At 61.3% G+C, this 15,731-nt stretch carries 18 protein-coding genes and 4 pseudogenes; 13 read left to right on the forward strand and 9 right to left on the reverse strand.

The features are described 5' to 3' along the window. The first annotated feature begins 53 nt into the window (after window positions 1-53). From ABIB36_RS20120 to ABIB36_RS20135, 4 genes are all read left to right on the forward strand, one after another. Complete coding sequence (locus tag ABIB36_RS20120; protein WP_354562611.1) at window positions 54-185, forward strand: hypothetical protein; 132 nt, start codon at window positions 54-56, stop codon at window positions 183-185. Further along, window positions 182-640, forward strand: coding sequence for a DUF2871 domain-containing protein (locus ABIB36_RS20125; protein ID WP_354562609.1), 459 nt, complete (start codon window positions 182-184; stop codon window positions 638-640). The genes ABIB36_RS20120 and ABIB36_RS20125 overlap by 4 nt, the downstream gene beginning before the upstream one ends. Before the next feature lie 31 nt (window positions 641-671). After that, complete coding sequence (locus ABIB36_RS20130; protein ID WP_354562607.1) at window positions 672-1,421, forward strand: hypothetical protein; 750 nt, start codon at window positions 672-674, stop codon at window positions 1,419-1,421. A gap of 200 nt (window positions 1,422-1,621) precedes the next feature. Beyond that, complete coding sequence (locus tag ABIB36_RS20135; protein ID WP_354562605.1) at window positions 1,622-2,047, forward strand: VOC family protein; 426 nt, start codon at window positions 1,622-1,624, stop codon at window positions 2,045-2,047. On the opposite strand, the gene ABIB36_RS20140 is transcribed toward ABIB36_RS20135, so the two are convergent. Continuing rightward, window positions 2,034-2,348, reverse strand: coding sequence for a hypothetical protein (locus ABIB36_RS20140; protein WP_354562603.1), 315 nt, complete (start codon window positions 2,346-2,348; stop codon window positions 2,034-2,036). The two genes, ABIB36_RS20135 and ABIB36_RS20140, sit on opposite strands and share 14 nt — an antisense overlap. Window positions 2,349-2,431: 83 nt before the next feature. On the opposite strand from ABIB36_RS20140, the gene ABIB36_RS20145 reads away from it, so the two are divergent. The 4 genes from ABIB36_RS20145 to ABIB36_RS20160 all read left to right on the forward strand — a co-directional run bounded on the left by ABIB36_RS20145 (window position 2,432) and on the right by ABIB36_RS20160 (window position 4,400). Beyond that, window positions 2,432-3,088, forward strand: coding sequence for a class I SAM-dependent methyltransferase (locus ABIB36_RS20145; RefSeq protein ID WP_354562601.1), 657 nt, complete (start codon window positions 2,432-2,434; stop codon window positions 3,086-3,088). A gap of 15 nt (window positions 3,089-3,103) precedes the next feature. Further along, window positions 3,104-3,577, forward strand: coding sequence for a hypothetical protein (locus ABIB36_RS20150; RefSeq protein WP_354562599.1), 474 nt, complete (start codon window positions 3,104-3,106; stop codon window positions 3,575-3,577). A 218-nt stretch (window positions 3,578-3,795) separates the two neighbouring features. Then, the gene (locus ABIB36_RS20155; protein ID WP_354562596.1) at window positions 3,796-4,074 is read left to right on the forward strand and encodes a type II toxin-antitoxin system RelE/ParE family toxin; all 279 of its coding nucleotides are present in this window, start codon (window positions 3,796-3,798) and stop codon (window positions 4,072-4,074) included. A gap of 20 nt (window positions 4,075-4,094) precedes the next feature. Further along, window positions 4,095-4,400 carry a HigA family addiction module antitoxin gene (locus tag ABIB36_RS20160; protein ID WP_217808534.1) on the forward strand — a complete coding sequence of 102 codons (306 nt, stop codon included), beginning with the start codon at window positions 4,095-4,097 and terminating at the stop codon, window positions 4,398-4,400. Window positions 4,401-4,665: 265 nt separating this feature from the next. Here ABIB36_RS20160 and ABIB36_RS20165 read toward each other — a convergent pair whose 3' ends face one another. From ABIB36_RS20165 to ABIB36_RS20175, 3 genes and pseudogenes are all read right to left on the reverse strand, one after another. After that, window positions 4,666-5,595 (reverse strand): SDR family oxidoreductase, encoded by a 930-nt coding sequence (locus ABIB36_RS20165; RefSeq protein ID WP_354562593.1) that lies wholly within the window; start codon window positions 5,593-5,595, stop codon window positions 4,666-4,668. Between the two features lie 261 nt (window positions 5,596-5,856). Further along, window positions 5,857-6,327: pseudogene (locus tag ABIB36_RS20170) on the reverse strand (enoyl-CoA hydratase/isomerase family protein); the annotation flags it as partial. A 511-nt stretch (window positions 6,328-6,838) separates the two neighbouring features. Next, complete coding sequence (locus ABIB36_RS20175) at window positions 6,839-7,063, reverse strand: transposase (protein WP_354562590.1); 225 nt, start codon at window positions 7,061-7,063, stop codon at window positions 6,839-6,841. Window positions 7,064-7,296: 233 nt separating this feature from the next. On the opposite strand from ABIB36_RS20175, the gene ABIB36_RS20180 reads away from it, so the two are divergent. Together ABIB36_RS20180 and ABIB36_RS20185 are read left to right on the forward strand one after the other, a co-directional pair. Next, entirely contained in the window at window positions 7,297-8,001 is a 705-nt protein-coding gene (locus ABIB36_RS20180; RefSeq protein ID WP_354562589.1) for a hypothetical protein, read from the forward strand. Between the two features lie 12 nt (window positions 8,002-8,013). Then, window positions 8,014-8,412 carry a hypothetical protein gene (locus tag ABIB36_RS20185; RefSeq protein WP_354562588.1) on the forward strand — a complete coding sequence of 133 codons (399 nt, stop codon included), beginning with the start codon at window positions 8,014-8,016 and terminating at the stop codon, window positions 8,410-8,412. Between the two features lie 331 nt (window positions 8,413-8,743). Here ABIB36_RS20185 and ABIB36_RS20190 read toward each other — a convergent pair whose 3' ends face one another. Then, window positions 8,744-9,373: a SagB/ThcOx family dehydrogenase gene (locus ABIB36_RS20190; RefSeq protein WP_354562585.1), complete on the reverse strand. Its 630-nt coding sequence runs from the start codon at window positions 9,371-9,373 to the stop codon at window positions 8,744-8,746. A 176-nt stretch (window positions 9,374-9,549) separates the two neighbouring features. On the opposite strand from ABIB36_RS20190, the pseudogene ABIB36_RS20195 reads away from it, so the two are divergent. Continuing rightward, window positions 9,550-10,128, forward strand: a pseudogene (locus tag ABIB36_RS20195) (epoxide hydrolase); the annotation flags it as partial. A gap of 24 nt (window positions 10,129-10,152) precedes the next feature. On the opposite strand, the pseudogene ABIB36_RS21970 reads toward ABIB36_RS20195, so the two are convergent. The 3 genes and pseudogenes from ABIB36_RS21970 to ABIB36_RS20210 all read right to left on the reverse strand — a co-directional run. Beyond that, a pseudogene (locus ABIB36_RS21970) lies at window positions 10,153-10,374 on the reverse strand (transposase); the annotation flags it as partial. A gap of 171 nt (window positions 10,375-10,545) precedes the next feature. Further along, window positions 10,546-11,544: a hypothetical protein gene (locus ABIB36_RS20205; RefSeq protein WP_354562582.1), complete on the reverse strand. Its 999-nt coding sequence runs from the start codon at window positions 11,542-11,544 to the stop codon at window positions 10,546-10,548. A gap of 293 nt (window positions 11,545-11,837) precedes the next feature. Beyond that, entirely contained in the window at window positions 11,838-12,713 is an 876-nt protein-coding gene (locus ABIB36_RS20210; RefSeq protein WP_354562581.1) for a LysR family transcriptional regulator, read from the reverse strand. A gap of 140 nt (window positions 12,714-12,853) precedes the next feature. On the opposite strand from ABIB36_RS20210, the pseudogene ABIB36_RS21975 reads away from it, so the two are divergent. Together ABIB36_RS21975 and ABIB36_RS21980 are read left to right on the forward strand one after the other, a co-directional pair. Further along, window positions 12,854-13,615 (forward strand): annotated as a pseudogene (locus ABIB36_RS21975) (DMT family transporter); the annotation flags it as partial. Window positions 13,616-13,730: 115 nt separating this feature from the next. After that, window positions 13,731-14,171 (forward strand): 3-methyl-L-tyrosine peroxygenase-related protein, encoded by a 441-nt coding sequence (locus ABIB36_RS21980; RefSeq protein ID WP_502944956.1) that lies wholly within the window; start codon window positions 13,731-13,733, stop codon window positions 14,169-14,171. 276 nt (window positions 14,172-14,447) lie between these two features. On the opposite strand, the gene ABIB36_RS20220 is transcribed toward ABIB36_RS21980, so the two are convergent. Beyond that, window positions 14,448-15,263 carry a DUF6924 domain-containing protein gene (locus tag ABIB36_RS20220; protein ID WP_502944949.1) on the reverse strand — a complete coding sequence of 272 codons (816 nt, stop codon included), beginning with the start codon at window positions 15,261-15,263 and terminating at the stop codon, window positions 14,448-14,450. Between the last annotated feature and the right edge of the window lie 468 nt (window positions 15,264-15,731).

Here is a 15,731-nt window from a genome sequence, read left to right on the forward strand (position 1 = left end):
CAAGGATATCGCGAGAACGCTTGTCGGCACCGAGGCGACCGTGGAGACATCTCGTGCACATCTTCATCGAGCTCGACGTCGACAGCCGGTCTCTGGCCGTGCACCTCGCACAGGAAACAACCGTCAGCTGGACGCCGCATGGCGCCACCTGGAACACCCTCGAGAAACGAAAGGCCCCACTGTGAAGAAGCTCTACTACGCGTCCTTCGCCTACATGGTCGTCGGCGTCCTCGCCGGACTGTTCTACCGGGAGTTCACGAAGGCCGAGGATTTCCCTGCAGGCGAGTTCACCCAGCTGGGCGTCACCCACACCCATCTGCTGACCCTTGGCTTCATCGTCCTACTCATCGTGCTCGCTCTGGAAAAGCTGTTCACCATCTCGCGCAACAAGCGTCTGTTCGCCTGGTTCTTCTGGCTGTATAACGCCGGGGTCGTGCTCACCACCGCGATGATGATCTGGCACGGAAGCCTCACTGTCCTCGGCGAGGAGTCGACCAGCATGATCTCCGGTATCGCAGGGCTGGGCCACATCCTCATCACCGCAGGAATGATCGTCTTCTTCATCGCTCTCGGACGGGCAATTACCCAGGACGGCCCGGCTGAGAGGCCCGTTTACGAACCCGAAGGTGCCCGCGCATGACACCAAGCGATTTCGTCGGAAAGGACGCCTGATGCGTGCAATATTCGAGTCCATTTTCGACATCGGCTACCTAGTCACGATCTTCACCCTCGGAATACTGATCCTGCGCAGCGCTCCCGCGGTCCGCGGCGACACCACCGCGCAGATGGCGGGGTGGATCGCCATCACACTCGGCTTCGGGGACTCGTTCCATCTCATTGCGCGGATGTGGGCGCTGAACACCACCGGCATCGACGAACATTTTGTGTCGCTCGGCTACGGCAAACTGGTCACGGCGCTGACGATGACTGGTTTTTATGTGCTCGTCTACCTGCTCATCCTTCGGCGCTGGCCGAGCAGCCACGAGGTTCGAACACGGCCCACCCATCAACCGATCGGGCCCAACCCCGCCCTCAGCGCGATCGTCTACGCCGCGGCGATCGTGCACATCCTGCTGGCATTGCTGCCACAGAACGAGACCTTCACCCCTGATCCCCCGGTGATGTGGGGAATCATCCGCAACATCCCGTTTCTCGTCCTCGGTATCGTCGTCATCGCGATGTTGTGGAACCGTGCACGGCGCGACCCGTACTACCGGTTTGCGTGGCTGGCCGTCGTGCTCTCGTACGGCTTCTATATTCCAGTAGTGCTGTGGGCACAGGTCAACGAGGCGGTAGGCCTGCTCATGATCCCCAAGACGCTCGCCTACGTCTGGCTCGTCGTGATGGGGTACCGGGCGTTCGCCGGGCGGCGCACGGCGGTACCCGAAAACGAAAAGGATGACTTGTCTCGAATTCCTTAACGAGACGGGTCGTCACGGCAGACCATGATGACGAAACGGTCCCGACCGCTCACGGTGGGACGAACACAGCGGGTCCACGATCCCACCCTGCAATCTCATTTCCGAGAAGCATTCCTTGTGACCGATGAGTTTCGATTCGACCAATCGTCTACACGATGTACTCCGATGCCGGATGCCGCGACAAAGGAAATGTGAACACTATGCCTGCAAAGATCTCCGTGAGTTTCCCGACCGCCGACCTCGAACGCAGCAAGGCTTTCTACACCGCGATCGGTGCGGCGATCGATCCACTCCTCACCGACAGCAGAGTCGCCTGCCTCGTGTGGGACCACGATCTACAGTTCATGCTGTTGACCCGTGAGTTTTTCGCCGAGTTCACCGACGAACCCGTCGCAGACCCAGCCACGAGCGCGCAGGTCCAGATTGCGCTCGCCCTCGACTCGAGGGCCGCAGTCGACACTGTCGTCCAGGCGGGTCTGCGCGCCGGAGGTTCCGAGCCTCGGCCGGCCCAGGATCACGGTTTCATGTACGACCGTGACCTGGAAGATCCCGACGGCAACAACCTGGCCTTCGTATGCGTGGCACTCCCTGCCGTCGAACAGGGTGAGAAAGTCACCGCGCGTTAGTTGTATAACGTGTGTAGTGGCCGAGGCGATCCTCACATATTTGCTGCCACTCATCGTCGTCGATAGGAGGACGTGCATCGAACACTTCGACAGCAATAGGCATCTCGAAGTTGTTCTGATGCGGGTTCAGCACCACCATCGTGAGACCGTCACCCGAGTTCGGTTGCGCTGCAAGAGCGTATTCGAGGAGCGGGAACTCGTTCTCCTCGTCGCCCAAGCCTCCACGCAGATAGAACTGGCCGTGGTCCATCATCAACGTCACGTCCTGCGACGTCGTCGGCTGCGAAAGTGGTTCGGTCATGACTGCACAGTGCCACGGCATGGCGCTCCCCCGCAGCTTGCATAATGATCGAACGCGTCCCGACGAGAGGTGCCAGACCCTTCATGAACAGTGCAGACGACCAGCGACTTGCGACAGAGTCGATCAACCAAGGCGACCCGACGGGCTGGTTCGACAGGCTCTACCGCGAAGCGGCCGACGGTAACGCCGTCGTTCCATGGCATCGCGAGGAACCCAATCCGCTGGTCGTCCAGTGGGCGCAGAGCCGTGCCGGAGAGGGACGCACTGCCCTCGTGGTCGGATGTGGTTACGGGACGGATGCCGAATTCATCGCTTCCCTCGGTTACGAGACAACAGCATTCGATGTCTCGCCCACCGCCATCGACGCTGCGCGAACGCGTTTCCCTCGCTCGGCAGTGAACTACGAAGTGGCCGATGTTCTTGCGATGCCCACTCGGTGGCGGGGCGCATTCGACGTAGTGATCGAATCGATCACGGTTCAGTCGATGCCACTGTGGGTGCGATCCGAAGCCATCACCGCGATCGCCTCGACCGTGTCGGCCGGCGGAACATTGCTGGTCGTGTCCGGAATTCGTGAGGAAGGTGTCGATGTCGACGGACCTCCGTGGCCGTTGACCAGGACCGAGATCGAATCCTTCTCCTCGCACGGTCTGACCACTTCCGAGATCGAACAGGTGCCGGCCGAGAACCGTTGGCGAGCAACCTTCGTCAACCTTCAGGGTGATACGGCGCGCAAGTAAGACATGCGTTCACCAATGATTATCGGAACCCTCGTTGTCGCAGTGGCAGCGAGCGGATGCGGCAACGCCATCGACACGGACATCGTCGGTAGGACCGCACTGGCACGCGACGCGGACGGCTCCGTGCTGGTTCTGGTCGACGCATGCCGCGGCAGTGTCGATTCCATCGGCATCTACGCCGGTCGGGACGGACTGGCCGACAACGAGGTGAATCCGACCCTCGGCCAAATTCGAGCAGCGGGCCCCCAATCGGGGCGAATCGAAGTACCGCTGACTGCACCCGCCGACCCGTGGACTGCCGACGGTGCAGTCCAACTCTCGGAGGATCCCGACTCACTGTTCATCGTCATCGCATCTCTGAAAGACGAGAACGCCCAAGCGGCCCAGGTATCGGCAACACAGAGCGCGGTGGACTCTCTGCCGCCAGGTCATGTCCTTACCGCGTCGTCACAGGTGGTCTCCGAAGCAGAATTCCATGATGCGTGCTGAACCAAGTGACCCTCCGCACTGTTCGACGGCTCTACACGAGGGAGCTGTGCCCATCGATGCACGACCTGGAGACTGTTTTAGTGCAGTCTGTGGCGGACTCGAAAAAGTGACCAAGAGCAAATAGTGACAATGAGAGGCAGTCAATCCCTATTCCATCAGTGCGAACCGTCGAGCATAACGCCTTGCGTTAATGACGCCATCCGTTACATCATGGATGAGTGCTGCAGTCCTTCGCCAACAAAACCGCCGAACATGTCTGGAACCGCACCCGCACGAAACTCGCTCCCGAACTCCAACGCGCAGCATTGCGCAAACTGCTGATTCTCGACGCCGCGGACGACGTGAACGACCTCCGAGTCCCACCCGGCAACAGACTCGAAAAACTCAGCGGTGACCGCACCGGTCAACACAGCATCTGCATCAACCAGCAATGGCGCATCTACTTCATCTGGACACCCGCGGGACCCATCAACGTAGAAATCGTCGGCTACCACTAGAACGACAAGGAGCAACCACCATGCCAGACACCGACACCATCATGGAGCCCATCCATCCCGGCGAGATCCTCCTCGAGGACTACCTCAACCCACTCGGCATCACCCAACACAAACTTGCCGTTGCCATCGCCGTACCCCCGAGACGAATCAACGAAATAGTCCACGGAACCAGACGGATCTCCCCCGACACCGCACTACGCCTCGCCCGTTACTTCAGCACCACCGAACGCTTCTGGCTCAACCTCCAAAACCGGTACGACATCGAGACCCAACGCACCCAACTGACCCACACACTCGAACAGATCATTCCGCTCAAAACTGCGTGACCTTCTCCCTCCACCTCGGTCTGCATCGGTAACCGCGGTCGGATATGTCTCCGGGACAACGAGTTTCAACGTGCGAGATACGGCGACATCACCGAACCTCGTCAAGCAGTCAGCTGACCGCCGACACCGACTCGCGTCGACTGGAGCGTTGACGGTGACGCTGCGCATTCCTGATGGCAAGATCGTCGGCAGAACCTCAGTTGGCGACCACCGCTCCACGAACGCATTGACGAGTCCTGCAGAGCCACGTGCTCCTCGGGCAACCTCAGGCATCCCCGCTTCGCTGTGCACCCCACGGACCACACAACTGCTCGGACATCGCCCAAAGCTCGTCAGCAGCAATTGGGTCGGTAGCATGCGCCGCCGCCTGCACAACGACACAATCGGCAAGATACAACCCCCCTCGGTCAACAAGATCTGCGGTCGTGGCCGCCCACACCGATGTCCGTGCACCGTCACGCACACTGGCGTAGGCGATCGGCGGCGGTGTCGCTCCGATTTCTACACCAGCGCGCGCAGCCACGAGACTCTTGAGATGACGCATATCGTCTCTGCTCATGTAACGACCAAGCGAGGTGTTCACAGTTCCCGGATGTACGGCAAATGCATGCACCCCACGACCTGCGAATCGTTGCTCGAGACCCACGGTGAACAAGATGTTGGCTGTCTTTGCAGCCGCATAGGCCACGAACTTGTCGTAAGGGCGCCGCTCCCAGTTGGGATCGGCCAGGTCGATACCGTTCGCCCGATGTGCGTGGCTGGCCACGTTGACCACGCGAGCTCCATCGTCCGCAAGCAGGAGCGGCATCAACAGTTTGGTCCACTCGAAGTGGCCCAGACAATTCACTCCGAACTGAAGTTCGAATCCCTCCGCGGTTCGCTCCAGCGGGGTGTACATCACCCCCGCGTTGTTTACCAGAACCTCGATCGAGGTGTATCGCTCCCGGAGCTGTGCGGCTGCCGCTCGGACACTGTCCAGCGACGCGAGATCCACGGCGATTACGTCCAGTGAAGCTCCCGGACAACGCTCCAGAATCGAGGCCCTTGCCGCGGCGAGTCGCTCGGAACCTCTACCGGCGATCACGACGTGGAGGCCCTGCTCAGCGAGCCCGGCCGCGGTCTCTAGACCTAGGCCCGCCGTAGCACCCGTCACCACATGAACGCCGACACTCGGCCTATCGCTCACAGTATTCATACCCATCTTCACTCCTCCTTCTGTCGAGGCGGACATTCGTCCTTCTACCTCGAATAACTGCGCCAGCAACGGAATACGCGCGCTCTCTGATCATCTCTCAACTCAGTTCCGCAAAGAAACACCGTTCGGTGAGGGGAACAGCCGCACCTCGGTAGTCACCCGAACGTCGAGTCCATCCAACGCGGGACCGAAGACCGTCAGCAACTTGTCAGCGGACGACGGTACCTGAACCGACTCGATGAGGTTTCGACCGAAAACCATTTAGCTCCAGGGCAAATCCTTCCAATCCGAACCAACGCCGGCCACCCATTGAGGATCGCGATGTTCGAGAAATGCGCGCACTCCTTCACTCGCGTCGGCTGTACCCATGACGCGGTGGTGCAGTTCGGTCTCGTATGCGGCGACCTGCTGCGGCGTAAATCCATACCGGGCTGTGTCCCAGAGCAACCGCTTGCTCAGCGCCGCCGACATCGGTGCCACATTGGTCGCAATGTCGCGAGCCACCTCCAACGCGGCGGGCAGCACCTCCTCGGCCGGCAGGCTTCGGCTCGCCAGACCCGATCGCACCGCTTCGCGACCATCGAAGGCTCGCCCGGTCAGCAGAATTTCGGCTGCCGCGGCCATGCCCACGGCTCGGGGCACGGTCCGGTGCGACATCGCGTCAGGAACCACCCCGCGCCGCACCTGTGGGATCGCGTACTTGGCCTCGTTGGCGACGATTCGGATGTCTGCTGGATGCGATAACACGGCGACCCGATCGCAGTCGGCATCGAAGGCACCTCCTCCTACGGTGCCGGCATAGCACGGCACCTACTTTCTCCACGATATCGACGTCGTGGAAGTACCCCGACTGAATCGCAAGCCACACCGCAACGTCGGCAAAAGCGCCCCCATCGACGCCGAAGCAGCAGCCCGCGAGTCCTGGCCCGCAACCAACTCTCCGAGCCCAAACACGGGGACGGACCCATCGAAGCAATCCGAGCACTGCGCGTCGCCAGATCGAGCTCGGTGAAAGCGGCCACCGCATCGATGATCGTCACCGCACCAGAAACACTGGGCACCCAGCTCCGCGGACGCACCACAACCGCGCTGCTCTACGCGTGCATCGCCCTCGAACCCCACCTCCACGCACTGACCGATCCGACCAATGCCAGGATGTTCGCACTCCGCTCACTGGCGAGGAGATGCCGCAAGTTACGCAGGGACGCCGATGAATTCAAGAAACACATGCCCACGTTGGTCACTACCACAGCGCCGCAGACCTCTGGCCGTCCCGAAGGTCCTTGAGCTCGTTCGCGGCGTCGGTGTCCATAAGGCCATACTGGCGTCGCCAGTTGTACAACATCGCGGTCGACACCGCGAGTTCAGCTGCAATATCGTCGTTGGTCTTGCCCTCACTGCCGAGTTCGTCCGCTCGCCGCAGCTCGCGCACGATGTCCTCTGCAGGATTTCTCTTCCGTCCAGCCATGATCTCGATTGTTCTTCCTGCCCAGGTCAGGGCAACAACGACTCTAAAACGAATTGGCCCGGACCGCCGGGGACATGCCAGATCCTTGTCAGGATCGCCAGACGTAGCTGCTCCCGGGTGGACCAACGCTGACGGTCGAGAACGTTCTGGCGTGTCCCTGGTTCTCCGGGGCACGCCAAATGCACTTGGGCTGAAGACGACTACTTCTCGACTCCTTCTGAGAGACTGTCGCTGTGGCAGACGAGTGGACGGACAACGATCTTCAGCAGGACGTCTCGGAGAGCCGCTGGGTTTCCGACAACCTGAAATTCGCACCCACCACTACAGTGGGGTCCCTCGTCCCCTCCATGTTCGACGCCTACGCCCGAATCTTGTACCCGGTGCGTGCATCCGATCAGAACGGCAACACGAGCCTGGTTCGATGGTCCGACATTGCACGCCACACCGGGGCAATCGCCCACGCCGAGATGGAACTGCACGCAATCGAAGCGAAGGGAGAACGTGGTTTCCTCCAGTCGAACCCCCCGACCGCCGCCACACCTGTCCTCGACTGGACGAGCCAGCTTACGCAGGTGGTACAGGTTCTCGCCGAACACACCAGCACGCCCGACGATTGCCGGTTTGCCATCTGGGAAGGCAACACCTCACTCGACGACATACGCGCGACGACGCCGACCGCGGTCATCAACGGCGACAACTACTTTCTGCTTCGCGGCCCCGGCGCACGCGCCACGCTCTCCTACCGGGCCCTGTCACCGCACATCTGGTGGCCCGCCGACCATTCATGGTGCATGGTCGCCCACTTCGACTTTCCGTGCGTCTACCTCGGCGGCAGCAGAGAAACCGTCGACGCTGTCCTCGCGATCCCCGAAATCGAAGCCTGGCCAGCTCGAGTCGGTCAAGTCGTCACCGCAGATAACGACAAACTCAACAGATGAAAGGCCGGCGTCGTGACCAAGCGGAAGTGGTATGACAACCCCACCGTCGACCGATGGGGAACTGTTTATCTACTAGTGGTTTCGGTCGTGCTGGTCGGGCCGCAGATCGTCGGCAACGTCATCGACGAGCCCTCACCGTGGAACATCACATTCGCTGTTCTATATCTCCTGGCGTTTGCCATCATTGCCACGTCTTTCAAGCGGCAGTGTCGAAGACGCAATCGCGCCTCCTCGCCCGAGGTGACACGCGTCGAACCCAGCAGTGTTCCCACGCGCGAAGTCTCGAAAGCTAAGACCTCGTCGTCGTCACGAATATCCGCGATCAAAAAGCTGCGCGAAAGCTACCCCGGTCTTCGCCTTCGCGAAGCCGCGGATCTTGTAGACGACACAACCGACCCGCCGAACCTGTAAGGGAGTGTTCATACAGGTTTCTGGCCACTTGACCCCGGACGAGTTTTGGCAGCACGTCGACGAGACGGATGAGCAAGTACGTCTCGCCGAAGCAACGACCGACGATTGGGGATGCGTAGTTCGGGCGCGAACTCCCAATAAAGGGCATTGCTTGCACAACGGTGATCATCAGGCCGCGGACGGAGCCAAGAATTATCAGCAGCACCCGTAAATTCCACAGGAAGCCATGACCCCGTTCACGCTGGATAGTCAAAAACATCAAACGCCCTGGAGTGTGCACTTCGTTCACGCGAACGGCCCCATCCGAGGTCGGGCAGCGTGTCCCAGGAGGTCACGGTCGCGCTATGCCAAGAGGCATCAACCCCAGCAGTTCATGGTTGTGCGGCAACAGTGCGATATTGCCGATGGCTTGGGGCAGCAGGCGTTCGTCCACACCTCCGACGAATGTGACACCTACACTCAGCTCAGCGCACGCAAGGTAGACATTTTGACTGATATGGCCTGCCTCCAACCACGCGTACCGCTCGCCGCGGCGCCCATAGGGCCACTGTTCTGCGAACTCAGCATTGACCTTCTCGAAATCGGCCGACAGCATCACAATGGCAGCCGAATCCTTCACCCATTCCTCGTCGACTATGCACGCTGAGGCAAGCGTAGGGCGCAGGTCCTCATCGGTCACCATCGACAGCGAATGATCAGATGCGCCATATCGATACAGTCCACAATCGACATTGCCCACTCGACTTACCGCGACCGAGACAGACACCGCGTGAACAGCGTGAGCCGACGGTACCGTCCGTCGGGTCTCGGAACTGCTCCCCCGCGCCGCCCAAAGAATCTCGGAAAGATGGGATTTGGTTACCGGATGAGCTGTATAAGAGCGTGAACTGCGACGGTCCTTCAAAAGGCCGGCGAGTCGCGTTGCGGCAACATGAGAATCGAGCTTCACCGGTTCGATCACCACCCGACACTACCTGGCGATCTTGCACATCCATCGATTGAGTTTCTCGAAGCTACTTAACTGTGCACACTCCTGTTCATTCGGCATACTCTGCATCGTGACCCAGGCGCGTCGTCGACGGTCTGTTGGCTTGCCGGGTTGCTCACAGTAGGGCGTGCGGCAACCGTCATCAGAAGCCGAAAGGCATTGACGAGCCTGCGTTCCACGTCGTTGTACCGTCACTGCCGGATTTCGGCGATAGCTGCAAGACCGCCGTCACCGGGTTGGGCACCGAGAAGGTCGCGGCGGCTGGGTTACCGGCGCACGTTCTCGGCATCCACACAACGTTCGGGAGGCACCGCCCGGGTTGTCGGCCGACGGGCTGACGCAGGCCGAGCAGACGTGGGTGCAGAAAACTCGCGACTTCAAGCGTGACCACATCGCCAACGCCAAACAGCGGGCAACCGGGCCGCAGACCACCGGGTATTCGCTCGTCGACTCGCCTGTCGGGCTATTGGCCTGATCCTCGACAAGTTCGCGGAGTGGTCCGATACCCAGGACAGCCCGTTCGAGACAATGCCCAAAGACCGCATTCTCGACATCGTCAGCCTGTGTTGGCTGACACGGTGTGGCACATCGACTGCCCGCAACTACTACGAAAGCCACAACTCACCCGACCCCGAACTTCGGGTCGACGTCCCATCGGAAATCACTATGCATCCGACGACGCCGAAAAGGCTTCGCGCATCCGGGCGCAGAAGCGGTACCGACAGATGGGACTGCCCCGACACCTGCCGGCGCAACCGTGCCAGCTCTGTGCGTTCGGCGGCTGTGAGCGGCCGGTCACCGGATACTGCGGCGGCCTCGATCCGCCGGCGTTCGTCGGCAACCCAGCGTCCGAGCAGGGCTTCGTTGATGCCGAGCTCTCGGGCGACTTCGGCGATGGTGCGGCCGGAATCGATCACCCGTCGGGCGCCGTCGACCTTGTACTCGGTCGTGAACGACCTGCGTTTGCGGGACATGAGGACATCCCTCCATCGGAACCATCGGTCCAGCTATCTCGGTGTCCACCATCAGGGGGGAACCTCAGTTCGCTGACTGTGCCCCGCTCGTGTTCGTAGAGCAGGGCACAGTCGGCGGACCTTTCGGCGTATGGCAGGCCTGAGCTACCGACTGGCCTGATGTAGGGGCTCCTACTCGGCCCGCTGGGTAAGAGCTGCGATGAGGCTGTCTGTTGTGGCGCTGTATCCGCCGAACGAGAGACGTTTGCAGCCGTCGAGTTCGACTTGCATGTGCGTTCCTCCGGAGCCGTCGGGTCGTAGTAGCTCGATTACGGCATAGCGTTGGGCTGATTGTTCGCAGGGTGGCGCCAGAGGTAGTTGCACGACTGTCTGCATCAGGGTTCGACTTTGGTCGGCGGTGAGGCGATTCCGTGACTCTTCTACGGCCACATCTGCATTGGCGAATCGGCAAATTTGGAGTCTGCCGACATCGGCGATCGGCGTTGCTAGCTCGGTAGCTTCTCGATATTGCTGGCGCTCGTCCGGTGGGTTGCTCTCGATCGTGACGGAGAAAGTGGGCACGGTCTGGCGACACACTCCGGCGTTGTCAGCGGCCAGTCCGTCTACGACGTTCTGTTCCCGTTTCACTTCATGCAGTGTGGCCAGCGCGTCCAAGGGTGACAGGTCGTATCCGCATGGGGTGGTGGGCCATTGAGGGCGTATCGCGCGGTCATCTCGATTGACGAGCCAGAGTCCTACCGGGGGTCGACCGTCGACGGCACAGCTGGACCCGGATCCACTGCCTGCGAATCGCTGGGAGAGAGTTCTGAACGTTTCGTAGACGTCGTCGACCTGCCCTTCCATGTGTACTGCATCGATGGTCAGTTGCCCGTTCGGGTCTTCCCCGCGTTCGCAGCGGACTATCGCAACGGGTTCGAAGTCATCCGGGGGGTATCCCGGGGTGATTGTCGGCGGTGCGTCTGTCTGTGGCCATTGGACCGCACCGGCGAGCGGTGTCTGTATTTCGGGGAGAAGGCAGTCCGCCTTCTCTACGACCGAGGCCTCTGGGGGTGTGAATGTTTCGATGTTGTCGCCGCCACCGATGGGGGACCCGCATCCGGTGGCCAGGAGGAGCAATGCCACGCCGAAAACGGACACTTCCACTTTAGGTCCGATCGATGGCCGGTACATGGGTCGAGGGTACGGTCAGTTGAGGGTGTGGTCGGGATCGCTGCCGATGACCGCGCCGTCGCGGGGTGTGGCGTACGTGGATTCCGAACCCACGCGCTTTAGCCGTCTGCGTAGTTGTGATCGCCAGATCAACCCCGGCACCATCGCAGCCGAGGATCGGAATCGGAAATTTCTAGAACATCCGCTTCGTACAGCTGCGCGGGGACGCCTCGGTGCACTACAGCGGCTCACGACGCTAGGCATGCCCGCGCGTCCTTAGCGGCTGCGATTGCAGTTCGGCCGTAGACGAGGAATCAGGACGCGATGATGGTGTTCATCGCATCCATCAGCGCGGCGACTGCCGGAATTCGGGTGGAGCTCGCCGCCCGCAGGGAACGTGTCACGACCGGGCTGGTCGGCAGGTAACGGACGCCGGCCGTTCGCGCTCGCGCGGTGTCCGGGACGAGCGCGACGGCGAGGCCGGCTTCGACGAGGGCCAGTTGGGTCGAGTAGTCGGAAACCTCGTATCGGATTGTCGGTTCGACCCCGGCTTCACGCAATACGTGTACGAGCGCTGAGTGCGCATCCGATCCTGCTGGGCACACCGTCCAGATCGAGTTGGCTTCGTCACCGAGGCTGGCCATCTCACGGCTGTCGTCGGTGGGTACCACGAGGTGTACATCCTCGGTGTGGAGCGTGTGTACATCGATACCTGCCGGCACGGTCGCCGGCCGGTGGTCCCAGGACTCGAACACGACGACATCGAGGGTGCGGTGCTGGAGGCGGTCGAGCAGGTCGATTCCTTCCCCGTCGACGACTTCTGGGCGCAGCAGTGGATACGTACGAACAAGGTCGGCCAGTGCCGGAACCACCAGTCGACGCAGCGCGCTGGCGACCGCGCCCACTCTCAGAGCGCCGGCGACGGCGGTGTCGATAGCGGCGACATCGTCCTCGGCAGCGTCGGCGAGAGCGGACATGGCAGCCGCGCGCGTCGCCAACGCCCGACCGGCGGGGGTCAGCCGTATCGACCTCCCCTCTCGCTCGACGAGCGCGGTGCCGGCTTCCTTCTCCAACTTTCGGATATGTTGCGAGACTCCAGGTCCGGTGAGCCGCAGGGATTCTGCGGCCCGTGTGACCGAACCGTATTCGGCCACTGCGGCGAAAATCCTCAAACGATCCCACGAAAACATATAAGTAAGACTACTGCGTTAGTGGTAGAACTGACTAGTAGACTTATCGATTTGTAGCTGGTTGCCTTGAGCAGGTGACCAGGACCGCGATACCGAGAGCTGCCGCCACCGATCGGGGGGTGGGCGGGAATGCGGCGTTGGTGATCGCGGGTGCCGCCTCACTGTCTCTGTCCGCCACCTTCGTCAAGCTTGCCGATGTCACCTCGGGCACTGCGGCATTTCTGCGATGTCTGATCGCTCTCGCGGCTCTCGTTCCGATGGCGCTGTGGGAACTTCACCGGCGCGGGGCGATGCCGGTGAGGTTGTACCCCATGGCCATCGGTGCCGGCGTCTTCCTCGGGGCCGACTACGTCATGTGGACCGCGAGCATTCTCGACGTCGGTGCGTCGATCGCCACCGTGCTCATCAACGTTCAGGTGGTCGTCCTGCCGCTGATCGCGCTGGTCGTGGATCGAACCGCCATCCCCAGACGTTTCCTCATGGCAGTGCCCTGCATGCTGCTCGGCGTCGCCCTCGCCGGCGGACTCATCGGCAGAACAGGAGCCGACAACGCGCTGCGCGGTTCCATTCTGGGCATCACCGCCGGTGCCGCATACGCGGCCTACTTGTTCCTGAACCGCCGCTCCACCCAACACAGCCCCAGCCATTTGGTCACCCCGATCTGCGTGGCCACCGCATCGGCAACCGTGACCGCCGGAGTCGTCTCGGCTGGCCTCGGCGACCTCGATCTCGACATCTCCGCCTCTGCCTGGGGATGGATGATCGCACTCGCCCTGCTCGGGCAGGTTGCCGCATGGTTGTTCATCAGCTCGGGATCCCGATCGCTGGCGGCCAATACTGTCGCCTCCCTGCTGCTGCTACAGCCCGTGCTGGCCATCGCGTTCGGATTCGTCGTCCTCAGCGAGAGACCCACCTGGATTCAACTGGCCGGAGCCGCTGTCGTCGTCGGAGCCGTCTGGACCGCAACACGACACCCCCACCACCCTGACTCCACTTCAAGCCACGGAAGAGGCCTTCATGACCCCATCTCCGACGAGCATCGATCGAGTCGTCCTACCTACCGATGGCACCATCCCGATCACCCGAAGTGCCGAATACGACACCTATTTCAGAATCTCGCGCAGCGACGACGCGCACGCGTGGGCGGTCAGCGCACTGGCCGTCGTCACCGCCATCACCACAGACCTCCCACAATCCACTCTGGACAACGACTCACGGCTACGCCTGCTCGACGCACTGGCCGTAGTCGTCGGCGACGCCTCCGCCGCAGCAGCTGCACAGGAGGGACCTCCTTCGCCCTTGGCTGCGTCGCCCGACCACAGCGCGCCCGACCAGCATGAACGCACCCCGCCAGCTCCCAACGACGCTGCACGACAAGCGATCACCCGTTGGAAGAAAGGCCACCACCTGTTCCACCTTTGCTGTGGTCAGCTGTTGACGAGTTGGCTGGCTCGCTGAAAGTCACGCCGAGAAGCGATCCTATGTCCCGGACGGGTACCTGGGCGGTGGCGAGTCTCTTCGCGAATGCCTCGGTGCTGGCTTCGATGCGGGCTTCGTCCTCTGCCAGACGTGCTCGCTGTGTTGCGATCTCGGCGATGCAGACCGGGAGATCTTCTCCCCGGGTTCGAGTTCGATGTGCTGGTCGATCTCGACGTCGGCGAGAGCGACACCGGTTTCGAGTGCGATGGGTTGGGTGGCCGGACGGGATTTCGTCCGACACCCAACCGCGCAGCGTCAGGACGTACTTGGTCTCCGGGAGGCCATTCGCGACATCAGCAGGGTTACTGGAGCGAGCGTTTCGGGGGCTACATTCGCGCTCCACCACCCGCTCCGGATCGGAAAATAGAACGCAAGTACTGGCCCACCGCCCTGAGCACTGATCTCCAGCGATTCCTCCAGACCGAGAACTTCCTCGGCGTGGCCGAAGCCCTCCATGTTGTTCTGGAGGTATTCGTGGTGCTCGCTCAAATCCTCCGTCGGTGTCGCTGTCACCGTCGAGGGCCGATATAGTTCGAGTGCCTCGCTGTAACGGGTCACGAGCATAGCCGGGAGGTTCGAATTTCGAGCGGCCGCCAGCAGGTCTCGTCTCTCCAACGTGACAGTCTCCACTGGAGCGGCATACCCATCGAACAGACCATCGCGGTCTGCGCTGGCGATAAAGTCAGCAAAGTCCAGATTTGCGGTCGACAGATTGTTTTCGACTACTGCTAAGTACTCCGGTGTCACACGGAATCTGCAGATCGGTTCCTCGACAGCATCCTCAGACTCGTCGTCGACGTACACATCGCCGTCTTCATCGCGGACGTGAAGATCAACGACCAAAATCGGTCGCCTCGGGTCCGTGAATGTCCGGTGGTCGGCTACGAAAGCGTAGTCGAGCGAGCCGCCGGCTACCTCGACGAGTTCTTCGATCGATATCCCGTCGAATTCGGGATCGTCAACGATGGTAAAATCGGCTTGGGCCTCGACCTGCAATGTCTGCCATGCATTTTCGTCCTCGAATCCGGTTCGGATCAAGAGAAATTGGCCTTCGGGCAGAGTGCGTACCATCGCACCAGCTTACTGAGTCGCTACCCGAATCCGGGGCGTTCGAGACTCATCTTCCGGGACAACATGGTCATGCAACAAGAGGGACGCGCTCGACGACATTCAGACGCCCGAGCCGTGGCAGAGGCGCGCACGTAGAGCCTCCACACCGAGGGCCACAAGATCGTCGACGTGGTATGCGGGGCAGTCACGGTTGGCCAGTCGGTTCACAATCTCCGGATCGTCGTCGACGAAACCCCGTAGCCATGCCGGGTGCCGGTTGGTGACAGCGCGAGCACACCAGTAGCCACCAGAACCTGCTGCGAGCAACAGACTTAATGAGGATTCAGCGCGATCGCCCGGTATAATCGATTGGTGAATTCGAGCGGTCTGATCGGCCCAGGGATTTCGGACAGTGGACCCGCTTAGAATAGGGATCTACTGAAATGAGCCAGTCCAGCATGAGCAGATCGCGTCGATCGTTCAGTCCCG

This window comes from Rhodococcus sp. UYP9 (assembly GCF_040547235.1).
GTDB lineage: Bacteria > Actinomycetota > Actinomycetes > Mycobacteriales > Mycobacteriaceae > Rhodococcoides.

Coding starts and splice junctions, on each gene's coding strand:
- ABIB36_RS20130 (WP_354562607.1), top strand. CDS start 672: ATGCGTGCAATATTCGAGTCCATTTTCGACATCGGCTACCTAGTCACG.
- ABIB36_RS20135 (WP_354562605.1), top strand. CDS start 1,622: ATGCCTGCAAAGATCTCCGTGAGTTTCCCGACCGCCGACCTCGAACGC.
- ABIB36_RS20140 (WP_354562603.1), bottom strand. CDS start 2,348: ATGACCGAACCACTTTCGCAGCCGACGACGTCGCAGGACGTGACGTTG.
- ABIB36_RS20145 (WP_354562601.1), top strand. CDS start 2,432: ATGAACAGTGCAGACGACCAGCGACTTGCGACAGAGTCGATCAACCAA.
- ABIB36_RS20150 (WP_354562599.1), top strand. CDS start 3,104: ATGATTATCGGAACCCTCGTTGTCGCAGTGGCAGCGAGCGGATGCGGC.
- ABIB36_RS20160 (WP_217808534.1), top strand. CDS start 4,095: ATGCCAGACACCGACACCATCATGGAGCCCATCCATCCCGGCGAGATC.
- ABIB36_RS20165 (WP_354562593.1), bottom strand. CDS start 5,595: ATGAATACTGTGAGCGATAGGCCGAGTGTCGGCGTTCATGTGGTGACG.
- ABIB36_RS20175 (WP_354562590.1), bottom strand. CDS start 7,063: ATGGCTGGACGGAAGAGAAATCCTGCAGAGGACATCGTGCGCGAGCTG.
- ABIB36_RS20205 (WP_354562582.1), bottom strand. CDS start 11,544: ATGTACCGGCCATCGATCGGACCTAAAGTGGAAGTGTCCGTTTTCGGC.
- ABIB36_RS20210 (WP_354562581.1), bottom strand. CDS start 12,713: ATGTTTTCGTGGGATCGTTTGAGGATTTTCGCCGCAGTGGCCGAATAC.
- ABIB36_RS21980 (WP_502944956.1), top strand. CDS start 13,731: ATGACCCCATCTCCGACGAGCATCGATCGAGTCGTCCTACCTACCGAT.
- ABIB36_RS20220 (WP_502944949.1), bottom strand. CDS start 15,263: ATGGTACGCACTCTGCCCGAAGGCCAATTTCTCTTGATCCGAACCGGA.